This is a genomic window from Streptomyces sp. 3211.6, assembly GCF_003634815.1.
Classification (GTDB): domain Bacteria; phylum Actinomycetota; class Actinomycetes; order Streptomycetales; family Streptomycetaceae; genus Streptomyces; species Streptomyces katrae_A.
In genome coordinates, this window is record NZ_RBXC01000001.1 from 3,566,667 (window position 1) to 3,589,632 (window position 22,966).

Genomic DNA, 22,966 nt, shown 5'->3' on the forward strand with positions numbered 1-22,966 from the left:
CCGGGCGTCCTCCACCCCTTCGGGCTACAGCGTGAAGCCTCGGGTGAGGAGGTCGGCGAGGGCCGCCACGAACAGGCAGATCCCGATCAGGCCGTTGACCGTGAAGAACGCCCGGTTCAGCCGGGACAAGTCGTGCGGCTTGACGATCGTGTGCTCGTACAGGAACGCCGCCGCGACGATCAGCAGGCCCAGCCACAGGAACGCGCCGCCGTCCGTGAGGAGCGCGTACCAGGCCAGCAGGGCCGTGGTGAGGGCGTGGCAGGCGCGGGCGCCCCACAGGGCGCCCGGGACGCCGAAGCGGGCCGGGACCGACTTGACGCCCTCGGCGCGGTCGGACTCCACGTCCTGGCAGGCGTAGATCAGGTCGAAGCCGCCGATCCACACGCCGATCGCCAGACCGAGGACGACGGCCTCCCACGACCACTCCCCCGTGACCGCCAGCCAGGCGCCCACCGGGCCCATCGCCTGGGCCAGGCCCAGGATGGCCTGCGGGAAGTTCGTGAACCGCTTGCCGTACGGGTAGACCACCATCGGGACCACCGCGACCGGCGCCAGCGCCAGGCACAGCGGGTTGAGGAGGGCGGCGGCCCCCAGGAAGACCACGAGGGCTATCCCCGCGCCCGTCCAGGCCGACCGCACCGACACCGCGCCGGTGACCAGCTCGCGCCCGGCCGTGCGCGGGTTGCGGGCGTCGAGCTCGCGGTCGATGATCCGGTTCGCGGCCATCGCGAAGGTCCGCAGGCCCACCATGCACACGGTGACCAGCAGCAGCTCCCGCCAGTGCATTCGCCCGTCCAGGCGGAACATGGCGGTGAGCGCGGCGATGTACGCGAACGGCAGCGCGAAGACCGAGTGCTCGATCATCACCAGCCGCAGGAACGCCTTGACCTTGCCGGCCGGCTGCGGCGCCTGTCCGGGGCCGAGCACGCCTTCGGCGGTGGCCATCACGCGAGGCTCCCGCGGAAGTCGGCGAGGTCGGCGCGGAGCGCGTCGGCGTCCACTTCCGGGATCTCCAGGGTGACCGGGCCGGGCTCCTCGCCCTCCGGCGGGGTGACGACGGCCGTGAACCGGCAGCCCTCGCCCTCCGGGTAGGCCTGGATGCGCAGCACCTCGCCCGCGCCGACGGTGAACGGCCCCGTCTCGAAGGACAGTTCCGCCAGCAGCCGGTCGGCGAAGTCCTCCGCCTCCGCGTCCCGCAGACCCGGCAGCTCGAAGCCGCCGCCGTCCACCCCGTCCTGCTCCCACATCAGCGCCCACACCGTGCCGGGCCCCGCGAACTCCTCCGGGCTCACGCCCGCCTGCTCCGCGGCCTGCCGGACCTCCGGGTCGGCCGGGTCCAGGCGCGGGCGCACGAGGGCCACGTAGGTCGTGTCGGTGCCGATGAAGAGGGCGGGGCCGCCCATCGCCGTGCTCACAGGCCGTACTCCTTCCAGCGGCGGTCCACCAGGGCCGCCGTCGCCGGGTCGGACTCGACCATGTCGGGCCAGCCGCCGTCGCGGGTGTAGCCCTCCTCCGGCAGCTTCTTGGTCGCGTCGATGCCCGCCTTGCCGCCCCAGAACTGCTGGTACGAGGCGTGGTCCAGGTGGTCCACCGGCCCCTCGACCACGGTGAGGTCGCGGGAGTAGTCGGTGTTGCCGAGGGCCCGCCAGGACACCTCGTGCAGGTCGTGGACGTCGCAGTCCTTGTCCACCACGATGATCAGCTTGGTCAGCGACATCATGTGCGCGCCCCAGATGGCGTGCATGACCTTCTGGGCGTGCTTGGGGTACTTCTTGTCGATCGAGACGATCGCGCAGTTGTGGAAGCCGCCGGACTCGGGCAGGTGGTAGTCCACGATGTCCGGGACGATGATCTTCAGCAGCGGCAGGAAGAAGCGTTCCGTCGCGCGGCCCAGCGGGCCGTCCTCCGTCGGCGGGCGGCCCACCACGATCGACTGGAGCAGCGGACGCTTGCGCATCGTCACGCAGTCGATCTTCAGCGCGGGGAACGGCTCCTGCGGGGTGTAGAAACCGGTGTGGTCGCCGAAGGGGCCTTCGGGGAGCATCTCCCCGGGCTCCAGCCAGCCCTCGATCACGACCTCGGCGTTGGCCGGCACCTGGAGCGGGACGGTCTTGCAGTCGACCATCTCGATCCGCTTGCCCGCCACGAACCCGGCGAACAGGTACTCGTCGATGTCGCCCGGCAGCGGCGCGGTCGAGGCGTAGGTGACGGCCGGCGGGCAGCCGAAGGCGATCGCGACCGGCAGCCGCTCGCCGCGCGCGGCGGCCACGGCGTAGTGGTTGCGGCTGTCCTTGTGGATCTGCCAGTGCATGCCGATGGTGCGCTTGTCGTGCCGCTGGAGCCGGTAGAGGCCGAGGTTGCGCACGCCCGTCTCGGGGTGCTTGGTGTGGGTCAGGCCCAGGTTGAAGAAGGAGCCGCCGTCCTTGGGCCAGGTGAACAGGGCCGGGAGGGCGTCCAGGTCCACGTCGTCGCCGGTGAGGACGACCTCCTGGACGGGCGCGGACTCGCCCTTCACCTTCTTCGGCGGCACGTGCACCATCGAGCCGAGCTTGCCGAAGGCCTCGCGGACCCCGATGAAGCCCTGCGGCAGCTCGGGCTTGAGCAGGCCGCCGATCTTCTCGCTGATCTCGCCGTACGACTTCAGGCCCAGGGCCTTCAGCAGCCGGCGGTCCGTGCCGAAGACGTTCATGGCCAGCGGCATCGCCGAGCCCTTGACGTTCTCGAAGAGCAGCGCCGGGCCGCCCGCCTTGTTCACTCTGTCGACGATCTCCCCGACCTCCAGGTACGGGTCGACTTCGGCCTTGATGCGCTTGAGGTCGCCCTCCCGCTCCAGGGCCCGGAGCAGCGAGCGGAGATCGTCGTAAGCCATGGGCCCCAGTATCCGTCACCGAATACCCTGGGGACGTCACCGGGGCCCCGTGCGGGCCCGCCGCCACTGCCCGGGAGTCGGTCCCACACCGTGCTGCGCTATCTGCCGTTCCTGCTGATCATCGCGCTGACCATCTACGCCTTCATCGACTGCCTGAACACCCCGGAGGAGGAGGTCAAGAGCCTCCCCAAGGGGGTGTGGGTGCTGATCATCCTGCTGTTCTCGATCGTCGGCCCGGTGGTGTGGCTGCTCGCCGGCAAGAAGCGCGCGGCGGCCGGCGGCGCGGGCGCCTTCGGCGGCGGCTTCGGCGGGAGCGGCCGGGGGCGCCGTACGCAGTGGGTGGCGCCCGACGACAACCCGGAGTTCCTGCGCTCGCTGCGCAAGGACGAGCAGAAGGACACGGACAAGGACAAGGACGACCAGGGCTAGGAGGCGTACGAGGCCCGTAGCTCGGCCCAGCGGGCGTCGGTCCACGACGGCCAGTCCGCCGGGTGCCCGGCGAGGGCGGCCTCCAGCATCTCGAAGTGGTCGTGCCAGCCGGCCAGGCAGTCCAGGCGGTCCGCGTCGCTGCCCTCGCGCTCGTTCAGGAAGCGGATCACCGTCGAGTCGGTGCCGACGGGCTCCAGGTGGAAGCGGATCCGGCCGTGCTCGGAGACCGTGTACTCCACGACCCGCTCGGTGTCCCAGGCCGTGACCTCCCCCGACACCGTGGTGCCGGTGTTCAGCCAGCGCAGGGTGACGGCACCGCCGAGACGGCGTTCCAGCACGTCGGCGGCCGCCAGCCAGGTGCGCAGCCCGTCACCCGTGGTCAGTACGGGCCACAGGGCCTCGTAGGCGTACGGGACGTGCAGCTCGAAGCGCAGCAGCCAGCGGTCGGGGCCGCGCGGCTCGCTGGTGGCATGGCTCACAGGAGACATACCACCAGCGTCCCACCGACCGGGGTCAGACGCCCGCGTAGGAGTGCTTGCCGCTGAGCAGGATGTTCACGCCGTAGTAGTTCCAGATCCAGCAGGCGAAGGCGAAGAGCGCGAGGTACGCGGCCTTGCGGCCCTTCCAGCCGGCGGTGGCCCGTGCGTGCAGGTAGCAGGCGTACGCCACCCAGGTCACGAACGACCAGACCTCCTTGGGGTCCCAGCCCCAGTAGCGGCCCCAGGCGTCGCCGGCCCAGATCGCGCCCGCGACGATGGTGAAGGTCCACAGGGGGAAGACGGCCGCGTTGATCCGGTACGAGAACTTGTCGAGGGAGGCCGCCGACGGCATCCGCTCCAGCACCGAGGTGCGGAAGCGGCCCGGGGTCCGCCCGGCCTCCAGGTGGCTCTCGTAGCCGTCGCGGAACAGGTAGAGGACCGCGCCGGCCGCACCGATGTAGAAGACGGCGCCGCAGAAGATGGCGGTGGAGACGTGGATCCACAGCCAGTACGAGTGCAGGGCCGGGACCAGCTGGTCGCTGGCGGTGTACAGCCAGGTGGTGGCGATGCCCAGGTCCAGCAGGACCGAGGTGACCAGGATCAGGCCGAGCCAGCGGACGTTCTTCTTCAGCGCCAGCAGCGCCAGGTAGGCGCCCACCGCGACCGTGGAGAAGGTCAGGTTGAACTCGTACATGTTGCCCCAGGGGGCACGCTCCACCGACAGTGCCCGCGAGACCACGCCCGAGGCCTCGATGAGGAAGCCGAGGACGGTCAGGGAGACCGCGATGCGCCCGTACAGGTCGCCCTTCTCGGTGCCGCCGGCCGCGCCGGGGCCGTCCGGGACGTCACGGACGCCGGTGGCGGCGCGGGTGACGACCTTCGGCTTGTCCAGGACGGCCGTGCCACCGCCCTTGGTCCGCACCTGCACGGCGGGCGCCCCTGCGGCCGCGGCGGCGGCCGGGGTCAGCGCGGCGGCCGTACGGCCGACCTTGCTGCGGCTGCCGAACACCCACTCCGTGATGTGCGCGAAGAAGGCGAGCGTGTAGACCGCCATCGACGCGTAGACCAGCTTGTTGCTGAGATCGGCGAGGCTCTCGTTCGTCGCCGCAGCGAGCAGCGTCATGCGCGCTCCCCTTCTTCTTCTGTTGTGGTGTCGGCTTCCGCCGGCGCGGCTTCCACCGGGCTCGGCGCCGTCTCGTAGAGGGCGGCGGAGAGCACGGAAAGCTCCTCGGGGAGCTTCGCGGACTCGCTGCGGCCCAGGCCCGCCATCTCGACGACGGTCACGCCGTCCGCCCCGCGCACCGCGCGGACCCAGATCCGGCGGCGCTGGACGAACAGGGACGCGGCCAGACCGCCGATGGCGATCACGGCTCCCCCGAGCGCCAGCCCGGAGGCGGGCTGGTGGGTGACCGAGAAGGTGGCCCAGCGCTCGATGCCCTCGAACTTCACCGTGCCGGCGCCGTCGGGGAGGGTCATCGTCTCGCCGGGGAGCAGCCGCTGCTTGAACAGCTGTCCCTCGGGGTCCTTGAACTCCTGCATCTTGGAGGTGTTCAGCTGGTACACGTTCTGCGGCAGGCCCGAGTCCATGCCCAGGCTGCCGTGGTAGGCGCTGAGGGCGAGGACGGGGAAGTTCAGGTCCGGGAACTGGGAGAGCATCGTGCCCTTGCCGGCGCCCGCGAAGGTCGGCACGAACATGGCGTTGAAGCCGAGCTGTTCCTTGTCGCCGTTCTTGTTGTGGTAGCCGTCCGGGACCTTCACGGCGCCGGAGGAGCTGAGGTTGCCGTCGAAGGGCAGCATCGGGACGGCGTCGCGGTAGACCACCTTGCCGGTGGGGTCGGTGACCGAGATGACCGGGGCGTAGCCGTGGCCGAGGAGGTAGACCTTCGAGCCGTCGACCTCCAGCGGCTTGTTGACCTCGATCTCCGCCTTCTTCGGCGTGCCCTCGGCGCCGTCGCGGTAGGTGACGTACGCCTTGAAGTCGCGGGCGGTGCCCTTCTGCGGGCCGCTCTTCTCGTAGCTGGCGTCGAACTTGTCCAGGGTGAACGAGAACGGCACGAGGTCGTCGGCGGAGAAGAGGCTGCCGGACTTGAAGTCGTCGTACTGGGTCAGCGTGTTCGAGAAGCCCTTGCCGCGCAGGACGAGCTTGCCGCCCTCGGACTTGAACAGCTGCCCGCAGGCGAAGGCCACGAGCATCACGATCAGGGCGATGTGGAAGGCCAGGTTCCCGGCCTCGCGCAGATAGCCCTTCTCGGCGGCGACGGCGCCACCGGAGACCTCGGTACGGAAGCGGCGCCCGCCGAGCAGCCCCTTCGCGGACGCGAGGACCTCCTCCGGGTCCTTGTCCGTGCGCCAGGTCGCGTACGCCGGCAGCCGGTCCAGACGGCGCGGCGCAGCCGGCGGGCGGCCGGTGAGCTGGCCGGTGAACTGCCAGGTGCGCGGGACGATGCAGCCGATCAGCGACACGAACAGCAGGATGTAGATCGCGGAGAACCACACCGAGCTGTAGACGTCGAAGAGCTGGAGCTTCTCGGCGACCGGGACCCAGAACTCGTGGGTCTTCTTCCACTCCGCGACCTTCATCGCGTCGACCTGGGTCTGCGGGATGAGGGAGCCGGGGATGGACCCGAGGGACAGCAGGAACAGCAGGATCAGCGCCACCCGCATGGAGGTCAGCTGCCGCCAGAACCAGCGGGCCCAGCCGATGACCCCGATGCCGACGGGGCCGGCGGGGCCGTCCTCGACGGGGGCCGTGGACAGCTGCGCGCGGGCGGCCTCGTCCTCGTTCGGCGCCTCGGCGGGCGCCTTGTCGGTCGTACTCATGTGCGTGTAGTCCCTCAGATCCCCACCGTGAAGCCGTTGGTCCAGCTCTGCATCTCGTTGACGATGCTGAACCACATTCCTGTGACGAGCAGCAGACCGGTCACGATCAGCATGCCGCCACCGACGCGCATCACCCACGCGTAGTGCTTCTTGACCCACCCGAACGCACCCAGCGCCTTGCGGAAGGCGACCGCGGCGAGGATGAACGGCACCCCGAGGCCGAAGCAGTAGACGGCGGTCAGCAGGGCGCCCCGCCCGGCGGTCGCCTCGTTGATGGACAGGGTTCCCACGGCGGCGAGGGTCGGCCCCATGCAGGGCGTCCAGCCGATCCCGAAGAGGACACCGAGCACCGGGGCGCCGAGCAGACCGGCCGTCGGCTTCTTGTGGAAGCGGAACTCGCGCATCGTCAGGCCCGGGATCCAGCCCATGAAGAACAGGCCGAGCAGGATCACCAGGACGCCCATGACCCGGGTGATGGTCTCCTTGTTCTCGCCCTGCAGGACGTTCCCGACCTGCCCGAACAGCATGCCGGTGGAGACGAACACCGCGGTGAACCCGAGGATGAACAGGCTCGCGCCGGCCACCATCCGGCCGCGGCGCGCCTCGGCGAGGTCGGCGCCGCTGACGCCCGTCACGTAGGACAGGTAGCCGGGGACCAGCGGCAGGACGCAGGGGGAGAAGAAGGAGACCAGCCCCGCGAGCAGGGCGATCGGCAGCGCGATCAGCAGCCCGCCGGACAGGACGGTCGTGTTCACGCCGGTCGCGTCGGCGGCGAGGAGGTGCTCGACCACGAGGTCACTGCTCCGCGAGGAGCGGGTCGATCATCGAACGCAGCTGCTCCTCGTTGACCGCGACCAGCGTCCGGGCCGCGATCCTGCCCTGCTTGTCGAGGACGATCGTGGACGGGATCGACTGCGCGTTCAGGGTGCCCTTGGGGAAGCGCAGCATCAGCTTGCCGTCCGGGTCGTACAGGCTCGGGTAGGTGATCCCGAAGTTCTGCTCGAAGGCGGCCGCGTTCTGCGTGCTGTTGTCGCGGGTGTTGATCCCGACGAACGCCACGTCCTTGCCGGCGTCGCCCAGCTCCTTGGACACCTTCGCGAAGTACGGGGCCTCCGCCCGGCAGGGCGGGCACCAGGAGCCCCAGACGTTGAGGACGACGACCTTGCCCTTGAGGGTGGTGGTGTCCAGGGTCTTGCCGTCGACGGTCGGACCGTCCAGCTTCGGTGCCTCGGCCCGCTCGCCCTTGGCGACGGTGGAGATACCGCTGGGACCTGTCACGTAGTTGCCGCCGGCGGACCCGGCCGACGGGCTGCCGCCGTCGCTGCACGCCGTCAGGGTCAGGGCGCTCGCCAGGGCCACCGCGGTCAGCAGGATGGCGCGGCCGCTGGTCGAGCGGCGGCGGCGGGGGGCGCGGCTAAGGCTCATGTGAAAAGTTTCGCATGAGCGATTTGCGGATCTTCCGCACCCCCCGACGCGGCGTCGAGGCCCAGGTCAGGCCGCCCGGCTACGCGCCGAACGCCTTGGACTTCCCCTTCACCGGCTTGGCGCCGGCCAGCAGGTGCGCCGGAACCAGGTCCCGCGCCGGCTCGCTGTAGCCCACCGACACCAGCTTGTCGTCCTGGTACGTGAACGACGTCAGCGAGGCGAGGGTGCACTGCCGGCGCCGCGGGTCGTGCCACAGCCGCCGCTTCTCCGCGAAGCTGCGCACGATCCAGATCGGCAGCTGGTGGCTGACCGCCACCGCCTCGTGCCCGCGCGCCGCGTCCCGGGCCGCCTCGATCGCGCTCATCATCCGCACGACCTGCTCGACGTACGGCTCGCCCCACGACGGCTTGAACGGGTTCGTCAGGTGCTTCCAGTTGCCCGGCTTGCGCAGCGCCCCGTCACCGACGCCGAAGGTCTTGCCCTCGAAGACGTTGCCCGCCTCGATCAGCCGGCCGTCGGTGGCCAGCTCCAGGCCGTGCGTCTTCGCGATCGGCGCGGCCGTCTCCTGCGCCCGCTCCAGCGGGGAGGCCACGACGTAGGTGACGTCCCGGTCCTGGAGGTGCTCGGCGACCCGGTCGGCCATCTGCCGGCCCAGCTCCGACAGGTGGTAGCCGGCCCGGCGGCCGTACAGCACCCCGTCGGGGTTGTGGACCTCGCCGTGCCGCATCACGTGGACGACGGTGATGTCGCTCATGCGGTCGCCTCCGCGGCGGCTCGGGCGGCGGCGGGCAGCGCGGCCGCGACGCGCTCGATGGCGCGCTCGTCGTGGGCGGTGGACACGAACCAGGACTCGAACGCCGACGGCGGCAGGTAGACGCCCTGCGACAGCATCGAGTGGAAGAACGCGTTGAAGCGGAAGCCCTCCTGCTTCTTCGCGTCGTCGTAGTTGCGGACCTCGTCCGGGGTGAAGAAGACGGAGAACATGTTGGAGGCCGTCTGCAGCCGGTGCGCCACGCCCTCCTTGGCCAGCGCGGCCGTCACCAGGCCCTGGATCTCCCGGGACACCGCGTCGACCTTCTCGTACGCCGCCGCGTCCAGCAGCCGCAGCTGCGCGAGACCGGCGGCGGTGGCGACCGGGTTACCGGAGAGCGTGCCCGCCTGGTACACCGGGCCGGCCGGGGCCAGGTGGCCCATCACGTCGGCGCGGCCGCCGAACGCCGCCGCCGGGAAGCCGCCGCCCATGACCTTGCCGAAGGTCATCAGGTCGGGCCTGACCCCGTCGACCCCGTACCAGCCGGCCCGCGAGGTGCGGAATCCGGTCATCACCTCGTCGGAGATGTACAGCGCGCCGTTCTCGCGGCAGAGGTCGGCGAGACCCTGGTTGAAGCCGTCCAGGGGGGTGACCACGCCCATGTTGCCGGGGGCCGCCTCGGTGATCACGCAGGCGATCTCACCGGGGTGCGCGGCGAACGCCGCCCGCACCGCGTCGAGGTCGTTGTAGGGGAGCACGATCGTGTCCCCGGCCTGCGCACCGGTCACACCGGGGGTGTCGGGAAGGGCGAAGGTGGCCAGGCCGGAACCGGCGGCGGCCAGCAGCGCGTCGACGTGGCCGTGGTAGCAGCCGGCGAACTTGACGACCTTGGCGCGGCCGGTGAAGCCACGGGCCAGCCGGATCGCCGACATGGTCGCCTCGGTGCCGGAGGACACCAGGCGCACCTGCTCGACGGGCTCGATCCGGGCGACGATCTCCTCGGCGAGGGCGACCTCGCCCTCGCCGGGCGTGCCGAAGGAGGTGCCGCGGGCGACGGCGGCCTGGACGGCCTCGATCACCTCGGGGTGGGAGTGGCCGAGGATCATCGGCCCCCACGAGCAGACCAGGTCGACGTACTCACGCCCGTCGGCATCGGTCAGGTAGGGACCGGTACCGGACACCATGAACCGGGGCGTACCGCCCACGGCACGGAAGGCGCGGACGGGAGAGTTCACGCCGCCGGGGGTCACGAGGGACGCGCGCTCGAAGAGCGTCTGCGAAACTGGGGCTTCATACGGGTACGGGTAGCTCACACCAGCCATGGTCTCAGAGGCCGCGACAGACTTGCGGAGGGGCGTTTCACCGCGCCGCCTCGGGGGAGGTCACTGCCATGATGATCAGGCTGCGTGGCGGGGGCCGCGAAGCCGGTGCAGGAAATACCAGTCGGGTGGAGATATGCAACGCGGTGGTGGACCGGGCGAGGGTACGGACGGCCTGGACCCGCAGCGCGCCCGCGAGGCCCGCCGCCGAGGCAAGCACCGCCGGGCCGCGGAGGCGGCGGAGACGGCCGCCGGCCCGGCCCCGCACGCCGGCCGCACCCCCGACACCCCGGACGCTCCGGAGGACCCCGCCCGCCGCGACTTGCCCGCCGGCCCGGACGACGCGGGACGCCGGGACGGGACCGCGCGCCGGAACGGCTCGGCCGAGCGGGCCGACCGCGCCGGCCGCCGGGACGGCGACAGCGCCGCGGGCGCCGGCGACACGGACGACCTGCCCAAGGGCCGCGGCATGGGCGTGACGTACAAGTACTTCGGCGCCCCGGACGGCGCGACCGCCGCGCGGGTGCCGGTGACGATGCGGCCGGAGGAGCTCGGCGGCGACGAGCTCGGCATGGGCGGCATGTTCACCAAGATCAAGCCGGAGACGATGGCCGCGATGGTCCTCACCGGCATCGAGGGCATACCGCTGCACAAGGTGCCGCCGCTGGAGCTGGTCGTCCTGCACCCGGACTACGCGGTGGTCAAGCTGCCGATGACGGTGGTCGACCCGCTGCGCGACGTGGGCGAGGAGTCGGTCGGCGCGGCGGCCTTCATCTGGTCGACGGTCCCCGACCGGGGCGGCCCGCGGGACGCGTTCAACGTCTACCAGCTGCTGCACGAATGGCAGGACTTCTCCCACCGCCTGCACGAGAACGGCCACCAGGCGTACTGCCTCGTCTGGCCGTGACGGCGCCGCCGCCGCGCGACAGCCGGCCTCGCGTCAGGCGACCGTGAGGACCACGCGGCCCCGGGTGCCCGGAGTGGACAGGGCCGCGTGGGCCTTCGCCGCCTCCGTGAGGGGCAACGTCTCCGCGACGCGGAGCGTCAGCGCCCCCGAGTCCACCAGCGCGGCCAGCCGCGCCAACTCGGCCCCGTCGGCCGCGACCTCCTGCACCGCCACCCGCACCCCCCGCTCCTGCGCGGGCTCCGCCCCCGGAATCAGCCCGACGTAGGCGCCTCCGTCACGGACGAACGCCAGGGCGGGCGCGCCCAGGACGGCCGTGTCCAGCACCCCGTCCACCGGCCCGGCGGGAGCCGCCCCCCGCGGGACGAACCCCGTCGCACCCAGAGACCGTACGAACTCCTCGTCACCCTCCCCCGCCAGGCCCGTCACCACCAGCCCGGCCCGCACCGCCAGCTGGACGGCGATGGCGCCCACCGACCCGGCCGCCCCGGTGACCAGCACCGACTCCCCCGCGGCCAGCCCCAGCAGGTCCAGCGCACGCGCGGCCGTCAGCCCGCTCAGCGGCAGCGCCGCCGCCACGGCCGCATCCACCGACTCCGGCGCCGCGGCCACCGCCGACGCGTCGAGCACCACGTACTCCGCGTGCGTACCGAGCGGCTTGACCTTGCCGTAGTGCAGCCCGACCACCCGGCGGCCCGCCGTCCAGCCCTCCACCCCGGGGCCGACCTCGTCGATCTCCCCCGCCACGTCCCAGCCGAGCCCGATCCGCTGCCCGGCCCCGCCGAAGACGCCCGCGCGCACTGCCCCGTCCACCGGGTTCACCCCGGCGGCCCGGACCCGCACCCGGACCTGCCCGGCCGCCGGCCGCGGCAGCTCCACCTCGGCCACCCGCACCTGCTCCGGCCCGCCGAAGGCGTCCACCACCACGGCCCGCATGGTCTCGTTCCGCTCGCTCATGATCTCTCCCCGTTCGTTGCGTCGTTCGTCGTTTCCGTCGTTCCCAACGATCACTAACCTAAGGAGAGGTACTCTCTTTCCGTAAGTACGCACTTCGAAGTGCGTACCCGACCCGGAAGTGGGGCACCCATGGCCACCCAGACCGCCGCCGCCCGCCGCGAGGACGTCCGCGCCGCCTACGACGCCTTCGTCAAGGAATGCCCCACCACCCAGCTCCTGGCCCGCATCAGCGACAAGTGGGTCGGTCTGATCCTCAGCGCCCTCGGCGAAGCCGAGAACGGCTCCATGCGCTACAGCGAGATCGGCCGCAAGATCCCCGGCGTCAGCCAGAAGATGCTCACCCAGACCCTCCGCTCCCTCGAACGCGACGGCATCGTCACCCGCTCCGTCACCGCCTCCGTCCCCGTCCGCGTCGACTACCGCCTGACCGAACTCGGCGGCAGCCTCGGCTGCCTCCTCTCCTCCGTCAAGCGCTGGGCCGAGAACCACTTCGACGAGGTCAGCGCCCACCGCACGGCCTACGACGAAGCCGCGTCCGCCACCTGACCGGCCTCGCAAATTCGGCCGCGCCGCCCCCACCCCCGATGGCATGCTGGGACCGTGAACGGTCCCGGTATTGAGCTCACCCTCGCCCCCGAACTACGCCTCTTCGCGCCGCCCAGCCGGCGCGTGGACCGCGTACCGACCGCCACCGACGGCGCCTCCAGCCTCGGACACGTCGTCGAATCCGCCGGAGTCCCGCTCACCGAAGTCGGCCGCCTCCTCGTCGACGGCCGCCAGGTGCCCGTCTCGTACGTGCCCCGGGCAGGCCAGTCCGTCGAGGTGTTCGGCGTCGACCGCCCCCAGCAGGTCCCCGGCGCCCCGCTGCGCTTCCTCCTCGACGTCCACCTCGGCACCCTCGCCCGCCGGCTGCGCCTGCTCGGCGTCGACGCCGCCTACGACAACGAGGACCCCGGCGACCCCGCCCTCGCCGCCCGCTCCGCCGCCGAGAGCCGCGTCCTGCTCTCCCGCGACCGCGGGCTGCTGCGCCGCCGCGAGATCTTCGCCGGCGCCTACGTCTACAGCGACAACCCGGACGACCAACTCCGCGACGTCCTGGGCCGGTTCGCCCCCGACCTCTCCCCCTGGACCCGCTGCACCGCCTGCAACGGGCCCCTCCATGAGGCCGACAAGGACAGCGTGGGCGACCGGCTGGAGCACGGCACGCAGCGCTCGTACGACGTCTTCGCCCAGTGCACCGACTGCGAACGCGTCTACTGGCGCGGCGCCCACCACTCCCGCCTGGAGCGGATCGTGCACGAGGCCCTGGCCGAGTTCGGCGACGGCGCGGCCGTCTGACACCCGCCGGAGGACGCGCCGCCGCCCCTCAGAACGCGTAGGCGTCCCCGGTGTCCAGCGCCAGCACCACGTGCTCGTTGTTGCCGCTGTTGCGGTCCGTCGCCCCGCCGTTCCACCAGGTGTCGATCCGCACCGCCACCTCCGCCGGCCGCTCCCGCAGCCCCAGCACCAGCCCGATGTGCCGCCCCCGCCCGTGCTCGGGCAGCGGCCCCGTCTCGCACACCACCTCCCGCTCCCCCGCCCGCGCACACCCCGCGGACAGCTCCTGCGCGTCCGCCAGGTCCGCCGACAGCCGCACCCGCACCGTCGCGTCCGCCAGCCCCGACGGCCCCTCGTTCTGCGGCACCATCCACACCCGCAGCTGCCCCCGCACCAGGGACACCCGCCCGTGGTAGGCCACGTCCGCCTCCGGCCCGGCCCACGCACCCGCCGGCCCGGCCCCCGCCAGCACCAGCGAGCCCGCCACCACCACACTCCGTACGGCACCACGGCGCACCGCCACCACCTCCTCGCGCGGACGGTAACCACCCCGACGAACCGCCGATCGGACCATCACACGAACGAGGGCGAGCCCACCCCCATTCGCCACCGCTCCCGCACGCGCCCCGTCAGCCCCCCGGCCTATGCTGGCGAACGTTCGCGCGCATCCGTACGCACGAACGAACGAGCACGCACCACGCCACGAGCGACCGAACGAGGAGCCCCGCCCATGAGCACGCGCACGGCCACCCGAACCGCCGTCATCACCGGCGCGAGCAGCGGAATCGGCGCGGCCACCGCCCGTCAGCTCGCCGCCGCGGGCTACCACGTCGTCCTCACGGCCCGCCGCAAGGACCGCATCGAGGCCCTCGCCGCCGAGCTCACCGCGGCCGGTCACGAGGCCACCGCCCACGCCCTCGACGTCACCGACCGCCCCGCCGTCGACGCCTTCGCCGCCTCCCTCTCCCGCTGCGACGTACTCGTCAACAACGCCGGCGGCGCCATCGGCGCCGAGCCCGTGGCCACCGGCGACCCGGCCGACTGGCGCACGATGTACGAGGTCAACGTCATCGGCACCCTCCACGTCACCCAGGCGCTCCTGCCCGCCCTCACCGCCAGCGGCGACGGCACGGTCGTCGTCCTCTCCTCCACCGCCGGCCACGCCACCTACGAGGGCGGCGCGGGCTACGTCGCCGCGAAGAACGGCGCCCGCGTCCTCGCCGAGACCCTCCGCCTGGAGATCGTCGGCCAGCCCGTCCGCGTCATCGAGATCGCCCCCGGCATGGTCAAGACCGAGGAGTTCGCCACCACCCGCTTCCGCGGCGACAAGGAGAAGGCGGAGAAGGTGTACGCGGGCGTCGCGCACCCCCTCTCCGCCGACGACGTGGCCGACACCATCACCTGGGCGGTGACCCGCCCCAGCCACGTCAACATCGACCTCCTCGTGGTCCGCCCCCGCGCCCAGGCCTCGAACACGAAGGTCCACCGCGAGCTCTAGACCAGTCCGGCACTCCTGAGGTACGGCATCAGGGGCGCGGGCCTCAGCCCCGCGGCCCTGGCCGCACCCAGCGCGCGGTCCAGGTCCGCCGCCAGCATCGGCGTGAAGTGCAGCAGCACGATGTCCCCGCCCTTCAGCTGCGGGGCCGGCGGGGTCTGGCTCCAGGTGGTGAAGTCGTAGGTCCAGGTGACCAGCGCCTTCACCCCGCACGCCTTGGCCGCCAGCCGCACGTCGTCGTTGACGGCCCCGTACGGCGGCCGCAGCAGCCTGGGCGCCTTCCCGAACGTCTCCTCCAGCCGCTCCCCGGCCCCGCACACCTCGGCGTCCTTCCCGGCGGCGTCGAGGGTGGTCAGATCGGGATGGTTCACGGTGTGGTTCTCCACCGAGACCCGCCCGCCGTCGACCAGATCGGTGAAGTACTGCGTGTCATAGGCGGTGGCCCCCGGCAGCAAGAACAACGAAGCGGGCACCCGCCGCTCCCTCAGCATCCGCGCGGCCTCGGCGTCATGCGTCCACCCGTCGTCGATCGTGATGAACACGACCTTCTCGGACGTCGGCACATGCGCCACGACGGGCGGCAGCCCCACGGCGGCCTGAGCCGACCCGCCAACCCCGACCCCCAGCGACAACGCCGCGAGAGCGGCGAGGAACACACGAGTTCTCCACATGACGCCCACCCTGGTCTAGACCAACCGACACGGTCAACCCCCGCACCACAAGTGGAAGTTGGCCCTCAGGGGACCCTCGGAGCCCATACGGGTGAATCCACGCGAATCGGCAGCGGACAGCGCTACGCTCCGAAAACGTGAGCCGCGAAAGGGAGGAAGCTATGGCCGTGATGCAGCACGAGACCACGATCGCGGAAGCCGCCGATCGACTCTCCAGGGAGCTTCCCAGGCACCGAGTGGAGATTCTCCAGGGGAGGCTCACCGTGACACCACCTGCCGACGGGGAGCATGCGCTCACTTTGAGCTGGTTGACCGAGGCGTTCTTCGAAGCCGGAGCCAAGAAGGCCGGCCTGCGGTACCTCCAGGGCATCGGCATCTGGCTGCCCACCGGGCCCGACGACTACGCCATCCCGGACTTCGCGCTCGTCACCGAGGACTTCCTGGACTTCAAGGGCCGGAGCAACTGCTACTCGCCAGAGGTCTTCCGCCTCATCGTCGAGGTGACCTCCTCGAACTGGTCGGATGACCTCGGCTCCAAGGTGGACTCCTACGCGAAGGCCGACGTCCCCTTCTACGTCATCGCCGACCGCCGCCACGACGAGGTCGTCGTCTGCCGCGACCCGCGCAACGGCACCTACCGCCTCCGCACGTCCCACAAGCGCGGCACCTCCATCACCGTCCCCGAGTACGTCGGCGTGACCCTCGAACTCCCGGTGGACCTCCTCCTCGACGGCGAGTGAGAACCGGGCACACGCGAAGGGGCCCGGACCGCAGTCGGTCCGAGCCCCCTGCACACCCCCGTCAGCCCTTGACGCAGATGACCTGCTTCAGCTTCGCCACGACCTGCACCAGGTCGGTCTGCTGGTCGATGACCTGCTCGATCGACTTGTAGGCCCCCGGGATCTCGTCCACGACGCCCGAGTCCTTGCGGCACTCCACGCCCCGCGTCTGCTCCGCCAGGTCCCGCGCCGAGAACCGCTTCTTCGCCGCCGTGCGGCTCATCTTGCGGCCCGCGCCGTGCGAGGCGGAGTTGAAGGACTTCTCGTTGCCGAGCCCCTTCACGATGTAGGAGCCCGTGCCCATCGAGCCGGGGATGATCCCGTACTCCCCGCTGCCGGCGCGGATCGCGCCCTTGCGGGTGACCAGCAGGTCCATGCCGTCGTACCGCTCCTCCGCCACGTAGTTGTGGTGGCAGCTGATCTCCTGCCCGAAGGAGACCTTCGCCTTGCGGAACTCCCGCCGGATGACCTCCTTGAACAGGCTCATCATCGCCGCCCGGTTGTACTTGGCGTACTCCTGCGCCCAGAAGAGGTCGTTGCGGTACGCCTCCATCTCCGGGGTCGCGGCGAGGAAGACGGCCAGGTCCCGGTCGACCAGGTTCTGGTTGTGCGCCAGGCCCCGGGCCACGCCGATGTGGTGCGCGGCGAGCTCGTTGCCGATGCCGCGCGAGCCGGAGTGCAGCATCAGCCAGACCGAACCTGACTCATCGAGACAGAATTCGATGAAATGATTGCCGGAGCCGAGCGTTCCGATCTGTTTCACGGCACGTTCCTGACGGAACTTGACCGCATCGGCGATGTAGTCGAAGCGCTTCCAGAGGTCCGCGTACCCGGTCTCGGAGAACCCGTACAGCCTCCCCGGATCCACCGCCTCCCGGTGCATCCCCGCCCCCACGGGAATCGCCTGCTCGATCCGCGACCGCAGCTTCGACAGGTCCCCCGGGAGGTCGTTCGCCGTGAGGGAGGTCTTGACCGCCGACATGCCGCAGCCGATGTCCACGCCCACCGCCGCCGGGCACACCGCGTCCTTCATCGCGATCACCGAGCCGACCGTCGCGCCCTTGCCGTAGTGGACGTCCGGCATGACGGCCAGGCCCTTGATCCACGGGAGCCCGGCGGTGTTCTGCAGCTGCCGCATGGCGCTGTCCTCGACCGACGCCGGGTCCGTCCACATCCTGATCGGGACCTTCGCCCCGGGTACCTCTACATACGACATAACAGAACAATCCCCCGGAAATCAGCAGAAAGGTAGGAGTACGCGAAAAGCCGCGCTCATACCCCCAAACCAGACAGGGAACCGGCGCCGGCACCAGCGTGTGCGATAGACATTGTGTCCATCCGTGTCCGAGTCGCGGCAACGGATTTTCCCGAGGACGCCAAGGAAGCCAGGGGAGCGAGTGAAGCCGATGGACGTGGAACGCACGCGGGTGCGCCGTCGATTCCTGCCGGGCATCGCGGTGCTCACCGCGCTCGCCGCCGGCGCGACCGCGTGCACCGGCGGCGACGGCATCGGCGGGATCGGCGACCAGAAGAACGGCAGCAGCACCGCCGCGCCCGCGCAGCCCGGCAAGTACCGCAGCCTCCCCCAGCCCTGCAAGGCCGTCGACGGCAAGCGGCTGCGGGCCATGCTCCCGGCCTCGGACTCCCTCACCACCGAGCAGCGCGAGCAGCTCTACGCCGGGACGGCCGAGTCCTCGTACGACGCCGACCGGCACGTCGGCTGCCGCTGGAACGCCCAGACGCCCGAGGCTGCCCTGCTGCTGTCGGTCACCTTCGAGCGGGTGGTCTCGTACGACCGCGCCGCCGCGAGCGACGACGACAAGGCTCACCAGGTGTACGTGCGCCGGCTGACGGACGCGCACCTGCCCTTCCCCGGCCCGGCCGCCGGCTCCAGCGCGAGCCCTGGACCGAGCCCGAGCACGAGCCCCGGCACGGGGGCCCCCGCCGGTACCGCCCCCGGCGGGCCCGAGGCCCCGCAGTCGCCGCCCGCCACCGCCCCCACCCCTTCCGCCTCCGCCACCGGCTCCCCCGAGCTCGGTTCGCGGGTGCTGGACGGGCTCGGGAGCGAGGGGTTCCTCGACGACAAGCTCGGCGCGGCCGGGGCCACCGCCGCGCAGAACCGCACCGTGCGGATCGTCTTCCGCACCTCCAACGTGATCGTCACCGTCGAGTACAGCGTCCAGCCCTCCGCTCCGGGCAAGGTCCCGCCGGCCGCGGAAACGCAGGACAAGACCCGTCAGCTGGCCGAGGCCCTGGCGGAGCGCTTCAGCGAGTGAGCGCGCTGCTCCCGGGGGGCGTGCACGGCCCGCGTGACGGCGCGCACAGCAGTCCCGCTCCGGATCGGGCTACCGTTGCGGGGGTCCCACACCCCTGAAGCACGACCCCGAAGCACCGAGATGTCCCCAACGTCTGAAGGAACCATGCACCGATCAGCCTCGCGCCTCACCCGCGTCCTCGCCTGCGCAGCCGTCCCGGTGATCCTCACCGTCGCCGGCTGCTCCTCCGACTCGGGGAAGTCCTCCTCGGGCTCGGACTCCGGCAAGAAGTCCTCGTCGTCCTCCTCGTCCAAGCCGGGCACGAAGGGCTCCACCGCGCTGGAGAAGGTGGCGTACGAGAAGCTGCCGGACCCCTGCAAGGCGGTCTCCGCCAAGACGATCGAGTCCCTCGTCCACGACGCGAAGGACAAGAACGGCACGGCCGCCAAGTCCAACGACCTCGCCAACCGCGCCAGCTGCTCCTGGAACGGTCTGGAGACGGACGGCACGAAGGGCTCGCAGTACCGCTGGCTGTCCGTGTCCCTGGTGCGCTACGACTCGCACGCCTCCCTGGGCAGCGGCAACAAGCGCGCGGAGGAGCAGTACAACAAGCAGATCGAGCTGGCGAAGACCACCAAGGACGCGCACGACGTCAAGGTCGAGCAGGCCGACGGGGTCGGTGACCAGGGGACGTCCGTGATCTACGGGATCAAGAAGGACGTCGACTTCTTCAACACCACCGTCGTGGCCCGCACCCAGAACGTCGTGGTCACCCTCGACTTCAACGGTGCCGCCTACGAGGGCGCGGGCGCGCCGGACCAGGGCAAGCTCCTCCAGGATGCGATCGCCGCGGCCAAGGAGGTCGTGACCTCGGTGGCCAACGGCGCCAACGAGCAGGCGCCTTCCGGTGCGGAGTCGCCGTCGGCTTCCGCTTCGTCTTCCGCTTCCCCGTCGGCCTCGGCCTCGCCGAAGCAGTAGGGGTCTGCGGCGCGGGTGACGCAGGGTCACCCGTACGCTGTGCCTGCCTGTAGCTTCGCAAGGGGAGGGGATCTCGAGTGGCCGCGATGCAGCTGACTCGTACGCACCGGATTCTGGTCGGTGTCGTGGTCGCCGGAGCGCTCGTCATCGCGGGTATCGGCTTCGCGGGTTCGTACGCCGCGGTTCGTGCCCTGGCGCTGAAGAAAGGCTTCGGCAGCTTCTCGCTGGTGTTCCCGATCGGCATCGACGCGGGCATCTGCGTGCTGCTGGCGCTGGACCTGCTGCTGACCTGGATCCGGATCCCGTTCCCCCTGCTGCGGCAGACGGCCTGGCTGCTGACCGCGGCGACGATCGCGTTCAACGGCGCGGCGGCCTGGCCGGATCCGCTGGGCGTGGGCATGCACGCGGTGATCCCGGTGCTGTTCGTGGTGACGGTGGAGGCGGCGCGGCACGCCGTGGGCCGGATCGCGGACATCACCGCGGACCGGCACATGGAGGGGGTGCGGATCACCCGCTGGCTGCTGTCCCCGGTGCCGACGTTCAGGCTGTGGCGCCGGATGAAGCTGTGGGAGCTGCGCTCGTACGAGCAGGCGGTCGGGATGGAGCAGGACCGGCTGATCTACCAGGCGCGGCTCCAGGCCCGGTTCGGGCGGGCGTGGCGGCGGAAGGCGCCGGTGGAGGCGCTGATGCCGCTGCGGCTGGCGCGGATCGGTGTGCCGCTGGCGCAGACGGCGCCGGAGGGGCTGGCCGCGGCGGGCATCGACCCGGTGCTGCTGCCTCCGGCGGTGGTGCAGGCCCCGGCGGTGGCGATGGGTCCCGCGGTGGGCGGTCCGGCCGTCGCGATGGGTACTGCGGTGGCCGGTCCGGCCGTGGCGGGTCCGGAGGCGGGTGCCGCACCGGCCCTGCCCGTGGCGCCCGGGGCCGGCCAGGGCGCTGCCGCGGCGGGGCCGGCTCCGGCCCTGGCGGTGGCTCCGCAGGCCGCCGGGGGCGCGGGGCCGACGGGGCCTGAGGGTCACGTGGAGCCCGTGGAGCAGGTCGCGCACGTCGCGCACCTGGGGCCCGTGGAGCCCGAGGGGCCGGCCGTTCCCGAGCAGTGGGAGGGGCTGGACCGGGCCGCGGCGCGGCTGGGGCAGGCGAAGCTCGCTCAGGCGCCGGCGCCGTTCGCGGTGGCCCCGGAGGCCATGCCGGCCCCGCACGACAGTGCCTGGTTCGCCGGGCCGAAGGCTCCGCAGGCGGCGTACGAGGGCGGCTACAACCCGCAGTACGTGGAGGGCCTGGAGCCGACCCCGGTGATGCCCCCGGCGGGCCCGGAGGAGCAGCAGGACCCCCGCACCCCGGCCTACGACGAGGCCGACGAGGCGCACGACGCCCTCGACCAGGAGAAATTCGAGGAAGCGGCGTACGAGGCGTACCAGGCCTACGTGGAGGCGAAGAACAGCCACCCCACCGCCCACCAGCTGGACCAGGCCCTCGCCGCCGCTTACGGGCCGCTCCAACCGGACAGCGTCTCGGTCATCGAGGCCATGATGCCGACGCTGAAGCAGCGCTACCAGCGCGACCTGGAGAGCAGGTTCATGCAGTAGGCCGCCCGCGCACGCGGAAAGGGCCCGCACCCCCGGTGATCCGGCGGTGCGGGCCCTTCGGCCATGAGGTCAGACCCTATGAGGTCAGACCGCGAGGAGCGCGCGCACCCGGTCCGCGCCGACCGCGAGGAGCAGCGTGGGCAGGCGGGGGCCGGTCTCGCGGGTGACGAGCAGGCGGTAGAGCAGGGCGAAGAACTCGCGCTGGGCGACCTTGAGCTCGGGGGTGGGCTTGGCGTCGGGCTCCAGGCCCGCCATGACCTTCGGCACGCCGTAGACGAGGGTGGTGAGCCCGTCGAGCGACCAGTGGGTGTCGAGGCCCTCCAGCAGCATGGCCAGGGAGCGGCGGCCCTCCTCGTCGAGGGAGGCGAGCAGTTCGGCGTCGGGCTCCTCGCGCACGAGGGTGCGCTGGTCGGCCGGGACCTGGGTGGTGATCCAGTTCTCGGCGCGGTCCAGGCGCGGGCGGACCTCGTCGAGGGAGGTCAGCGGCTTCTCCGGGTCCAGCTCGGAGAGGATGCGCAGGGTCTGCTCGTCGTGTCCGGCGGTGATGTCGACGACCGACGCGAGGGTGCGGTACGGCATCGGGCGCGGGGTGCGCGGCAGCTCGTGGGAGGCGACGCGGACGGCGCGGGAGTGGGCGGCGGCGTCGGCCGGCAGCACGGAGCCGTCGGCGACCTTGCCCTCCAGCTTGTCCCACTCGTCGTAGAGCCGCTGGATCTCCTGGTCGAAGGCGATCTTGAAGGACTGGTTGGGGCGGCGGCGGGCGTACAGCCAGCGCAGCAGCTGCGGCTCCATGATCTTCAGCGCGTCGGCCGGGGTGGGGACCCCGCCCTTGCTGGAGGACATCTTGGCCATGCCGCTGATGCCGACGAAGGCGTACATCGGGCCGATGGGCTGCTCGCCGCCGAAGAGGCCGACGATCTGGCCGCCGACCTGGAAGGACGAGCCCGGCGAGGAGTGGTCCACGCCCGACGGCTCGAAGACGACGCCCTCGTAGGCCCAGCGCATGGGCCAGTCGACCTTCCAGACCAGCTTGCCGCGGTTGAACTCCGACAGCTTGACGGTCTCGGTGAACTGGTCCTCGGTGCAGACGTAGGTCAGCTCGGTGGTCTCGTCGTCGTAGGCGGTGACCTTGGTGAAGTCCTTGTCGCACTGGCCGCAGTAGGGCTTGTACGGGAAGTACTCGGCGCCCTCGGCGCTGCCGTCGTCCTCGCCGGCGGCGCCGGAGCCCTCGGCGGCCTCGATCTCGGCCTCGTCGAGGGGCTTCTGCTGGGGCTTCTTGGCGCCCGGCTTCTGCTTGGTGCGGTACTGGGCGAGCACTGCGTCGATGTCGCCGCGGTGCTTCATCGCGAACAGGACCTGGTCGCGGTAGGCGCCGGAGGTGTACTGCTCGGTCTGGCTGATGGGGTCGTACTCGACGCCCAGCTCGGCCAGGGAGGCGACCATGGCGGCCTTGAAGTGCTCGGCCCAGTTCGGGTACGGGGAGCCCTCGGGGGCGGGCACGGAGGTCAGCGGGCGGCCGATGTGCTGGGCGTGCGACTCCTCGGTGACACCGGGGATGCCCTTGGGGACCTTGCGGTAGCGGTCGTAGTCGTCCCAGGAGATGAGGTGGCGGACCTCGTGGCCCCGGCGGCGGATCTCGTCCGCGACCAGGTGGGGGGTCATGACCTCGCGCAGGTTGCCCAGGTGGATCGGGCCCGACGGGGAGAGGCCGGACGCGACGACGATCGTTTTGCCCGGGGCTCGGCGCTCCGCCTCGGCGATGACCTCGTCCGCGAAACGGGAGACCCAGTCGGTCTCTGTGTTGCTCTGCGCGCTCTGAGCCACGACACGTCCTTCTATCTCGAATGCTGGCTTCGGCCATTCTCCCAGACGGAAGGGGCCGCTCCGGGGTTGCTTCCGTCTGGTGATACGGCGGGTGGTGCGGCGGGTGATATG

The 22,966-nt window shown here is 71.5% G+C and carries 24 protein-coding genes; 9 read left to right on the forward strand and 15 right to left on the reverse strand.

Annotation, left to right across the window (positions count from 1 at the left end):
• Window positions 1-24: 24 nt before the first annotated feature.
• From mqnP to BX286_RS16280, 3 genes are read right to left on the reverse strand one after another with little or no spacing between them, the layout of a single operon-like run.
• A complete protein-coding gene (mqnP, locus tag BX286_RS16270) occupies window positions 25-945 on the reverse strand; it encodes a menaquinone biosynthesis prenyltransferase MqnP (RefSeq protein WP_079427840.1) in 921 nt (306 codons plus the stop codon).
• Window positions 945-1,415 (reverse strand): hypothetical protein, encoded by a 471-nt coding sequence (locus BX286_RS16275; protein WP_311736934.1) that lies wholly within the window; start codon window positions 1,413-1,415, stop codon window positions 945-947. The genes mqnP and BX286_RS16275 overlap by 1 nt, the downstream gene beginning before the upstream one ends.
• Window positions 1,412-2,869, reverse strand: coding sequence for a menaquinone biosynthesis decarboxylase (locus BX286_RS16280; RefSeq protein WP_079427842.1), 1,458 nt, complete (start codon window positions 2,867-2,869; stop codon window positions 1,412-1,414). The genes BX286_RS16275 and BX286_RS16280 overlap by 4 nt, the downstream gene beginning before the upstream one ends.
• 90 nt (window positions 2,870-2,959) lie before the next feature.
• Between BX286_RS16280 and BX286_RS16285 the strand changes: the two genes are divergently transcribed.
• Window positions 2,960-3,298, forward strand: a complete 339-nt coding sequence (locus BX286_RS16285; protein WP_079427844.1) for a PLDc N-terminal domain-containing protein — start codon at window positions 2,960-2,962, stop codon at window positions 3,296-3,298.
• On the opposite strand, the gene BX286_RS16290 is transcribed toward BX286_RS16285, so the two are convergent.
• From BX286_RS16290 to hemL, 7 genes are all read right to left on the reverse strand, one after another.
• Window positions 3,295-3,786, reverse strand: coding sequence for an SRPBCC domain-containing protein (locus BX286_RS16290; protein ID WP_121015305.1), 492 nt, complete (start codon window positions 3,784-3,786; stop codon window positions 3,295-3,297). The genes BX286_RS16285 and BX286_RS16290 overlap by 4 nt on opposite strands.
• A 25-nt stretch (window positions 3,787-3,811) precedes the next feature.
• Entirely contained in the window at window positions 3,812-4,900 is a 1,089-nt protein-coding gene (ccsB, locus tag BX286_RS16295; RefSeq protein ID WP_079427848.1) for a c-type cytochrome biogenesis protein CcsB, read from the reverse strand.
• Window positions 4,897-6,597, reverse strand: a complete 1,701-nt coding sequence (locus BX286_RS16300) for a cytochrome c biogenesis protein ResB (RefSeq protein ID WP_079427850.1) — start codon at window positions 6,595-6,597, stop codon at window positions 4,897-4,899. Before BX286_RS16300 ends, ccsB begins: the two co-directional genes overlap by 4 nt.
• A gap of 14 nt (window positions 6,598-6,611) precedes the next feature.
• The gene (locus BX286_RS16305) at window positions 6,612-7,388 is read right to left on the reverse strand and encodes a cytochrome c biogenesis CcdA family protein (protein ID WP_079427852.1); all 777 of its coding nucleotides are present in this window, start codon (window positions 7,386-7,388) and stop codon (window positions 6,612-6,614) included.
• Window positions 7,389-7,392: 4 nt separating this feature from the next.
• Window positions 7,393-8,022, reverse strand: a complete 630-nt coding sequence (locus BX286_RS16310; protein WP_079427854.1) for a TlpA disulfide reductase family protein — start codon at window positions 8,020-8,022, stop codon at window positions 7,393-7,395.
• A 79-nt stretch (window positions 8,023-8,101) separates the two neighbouring features.
• Complete coding sequence (locus BX286_RS16315; RefSeq protein WP_045949386.1) at window positions 8,102-8,776, reverse strand: histidine phosphatase family protein; 675 nt, start codon at window positions 8,774-8,776, stop codon at window positions 8,102-8,104.
• A complete protein-coding gene (gene hemL, locus BX286_RS16320) occupies window positions 8,773-10,095 on the reverse strand; it encodes a glutamate-1-semialdehyde 2,1-aminomutase (RefSeq protein WP_079427856.1) in 1,323 nt (440 codons plus the stop codon). Before hemL ends, BX286_RS16315 begins: the two co-directional genes overlap by 4 nt.
• Window positions 10,096-10,561: 466 nt before the next feature.
• Between hemL and BX286_RS16325 the strand changes: the two genes are divergently transcribed.
• Entirely contained in the window at window positions 10,562-10,999 is a 438-nt protein-coding gene (locus tag BX286_RS16325) for a hypothetical protein (protein ID WP_045949392.1), read from the forward strand.
• A 33-nt stretch (window positions 11,000-11,032) separates the two neighbouring features.
• Here BX286_RS16325 and BX286_RS16330 read toward each other — a convergent pair whose 3' ends face one another.
• Entirely contained in the window at window positions 11,033-11,932 is a 900-nt protein-coding gene (locus BX286_RS16330; RefSeq protein WP_121017661.1) for an NADP-dependent oxidoreductase, read from the reverse strand.
• A gap of 150 nt (window positions 11,933-12,082) precedes the next feature.
• Between BX286_RS16330 and BX286_RS16335 the strand changes: the two genes are divergently transcribed.
• Together BX286_RS16335 and BX286_RS16340 are read left to right on the forward strand one after the other, a co-directional pair.
• Window positions 12,083-12,499: a helix-turn-helix domain-containing protein gene (locus tag BX286_RS16335; protein ID WP_121015307.1), complete on the forward strand. Its 417-nt coding sequence runs from the start codon at window positions 12,083-12,085 to the stop codon at window positions 12,497-12,499.
• 54 nt (window positions 12,500-12,553) lie between these two features.
• A complete protein-coding gene (locus BX286_RS16340) occupies window positions 12,554-13,291 on the forward strand; it encodes a Mut7-C RNAse domain-containing protein (RefSeq protein WP_121015309.1) in 738 nt (245 codons plus the stop codon).
• Window positions 13,292-13,319: 28 nt separating this feature from the next.
• On the opposite strand, the gene BX286_RS16345 is transcribed toward BX286_RS16340, so the two are convergent.
• Window positions 13,320-13,787, reverse strand: a complete 468-nt coding sequence (locus tag BX286_RS16345; RefSeq protein ID WP_311736935.1) for a hypothetical protein — start codon at window positions 13,785-13,787, stop codon at window positions 13,320-13,322.
• A 213-nt stretch (window positions 13,788-14,000) separates the two neighbouring features.
• Here BX286_RS16345 and BX286_RS16350 point away from each other — a divergent pair, with 213 nt between their 5' ends.
• On the forward strand, window positions 14,001-14,768 hold the full coding sequence (locus tag BX286_RS16350) for an SDR family NAD(P)-dependent oxidoreductase (protein ID WP_079427864.1): 768 nt from the start codon (window positions 14,001-14,003) through the stop codon (window positions 14,766-14,768).
• On the opposite strand, the gene BX286_RS16355 is transcribed toward BX286_RS16350, so the two are convergent.
• Window positions 14,765-15,436, reverse strand: coding sequence for a polysaccharide deacetylase family protein (locus BX286_RS16355; RefSeq protein ID WP_100863466.1), 672 nt, complete (start codon window positions 15,434-15,436; stop codon window positions 14,765-14,767). The two genes, BX286_RS16350 and BX286_RS16355, sit on opposite strands and share 4 nt — an antisense overlap.
• A 263-nt stretch (window positions 15,437-15,699) precedes the next feature.
• Here BX286_RS16355 and BX286_RS16360 point away from each other — a divergent pair, with 263 nt between their 5' ends.
• Window positions 15,700-16,176, forward strand: coding sequence for a Uma2 family endonuclease (locus tag BX286_RS16360; protein WP_261993440.1), 477 nt, complete (start codon window positions 15,700-15,702; stop codon window positions 16,174-16,176).
• A 61-nt stretch (window positions 16,177-16,237) separates the two neighbouring features.
• On the opposite strand, the gene BX286_RS16365 is transcribed toward BX286_RS16360, so the two are convergent.
• Window positions 16,238-17,431 carry an RtcB family protein gene (locus tag BX286_RS16365; protein WP_079427868.1) on the reverse strand — a complete coding sequence of 398 codons (1,194 nt, stop codon included), beginning with the start codon at window positions 17,429-17,431 and terminating at the stop codon, window positions 16,238-16,240.
• A 190-nt stretch (window positions 17,432-17,621) separates the two neighbouring features.
• On the opposite strand from BX286_RS16365, the gene BX286_RS16370 reads away from it, so the two are divergent.
• The 3 genes from BX286_RS16370 (at window position 17,622) to BX286_RS16380 (ending at window position 21,031) form a co-directional block, all read left to right on the forward strand.
• Complete coding sequence (locus BX286_RS16370; RefSeq protein ID WP_121017662.1) at window positions 17,622-18,491, forward strand: DUF3558 domain-containing protein; 870 nt, start codon at window positions 17,622-17,624, stop codon at window positions 18,489-18,491.
• A 144-nt stretch (window positions 18,492-18,635) separates the two neighbouring features.
• Window positions 18,636-19,448, forward strand: a complete 813-nt coding sequence (locus tag BX286_RS16375) for a DUF3558 family protein (RefSeq protein WP_079427872.1) — start codon at window positions 18,636-18,638, stop codon at window positions 19,446-19,448.
• Window positions 19,449-19,525: 77 nt separating this feature from the next.
• Window positions 19,526-21,031 carry a DUF2637 domain-containing protein gene (locus BX286_RS16380; protein ID WP_100863463.1) on the forward strand — a complete coding sequence of 502 codons (1,506 nt, stop codon included), beginning with the start codon at window positions 19,526-19,528 and terminating at the stop codon, window positions 21,029-21,031.
• Between the two features lie 84 nt (window positions 21,032-21,115).
• Here the strand turns inward: BX286_RS16380 and lysS are convergent, their stop codons facing one another.
• Window positions 21,116-22,855, reverse strand: coding sequence for a lysine--tRNA ligase (gene lysS, locus BX286_RS16385; protein ID WP_100863462.1), 1,740 nt, complete (start codon window positions 22,853-22,855; stop codon window positions 21,116-21,118).
• Window positions 22,856-22,966: the final 111 nt, after the last annotated feature.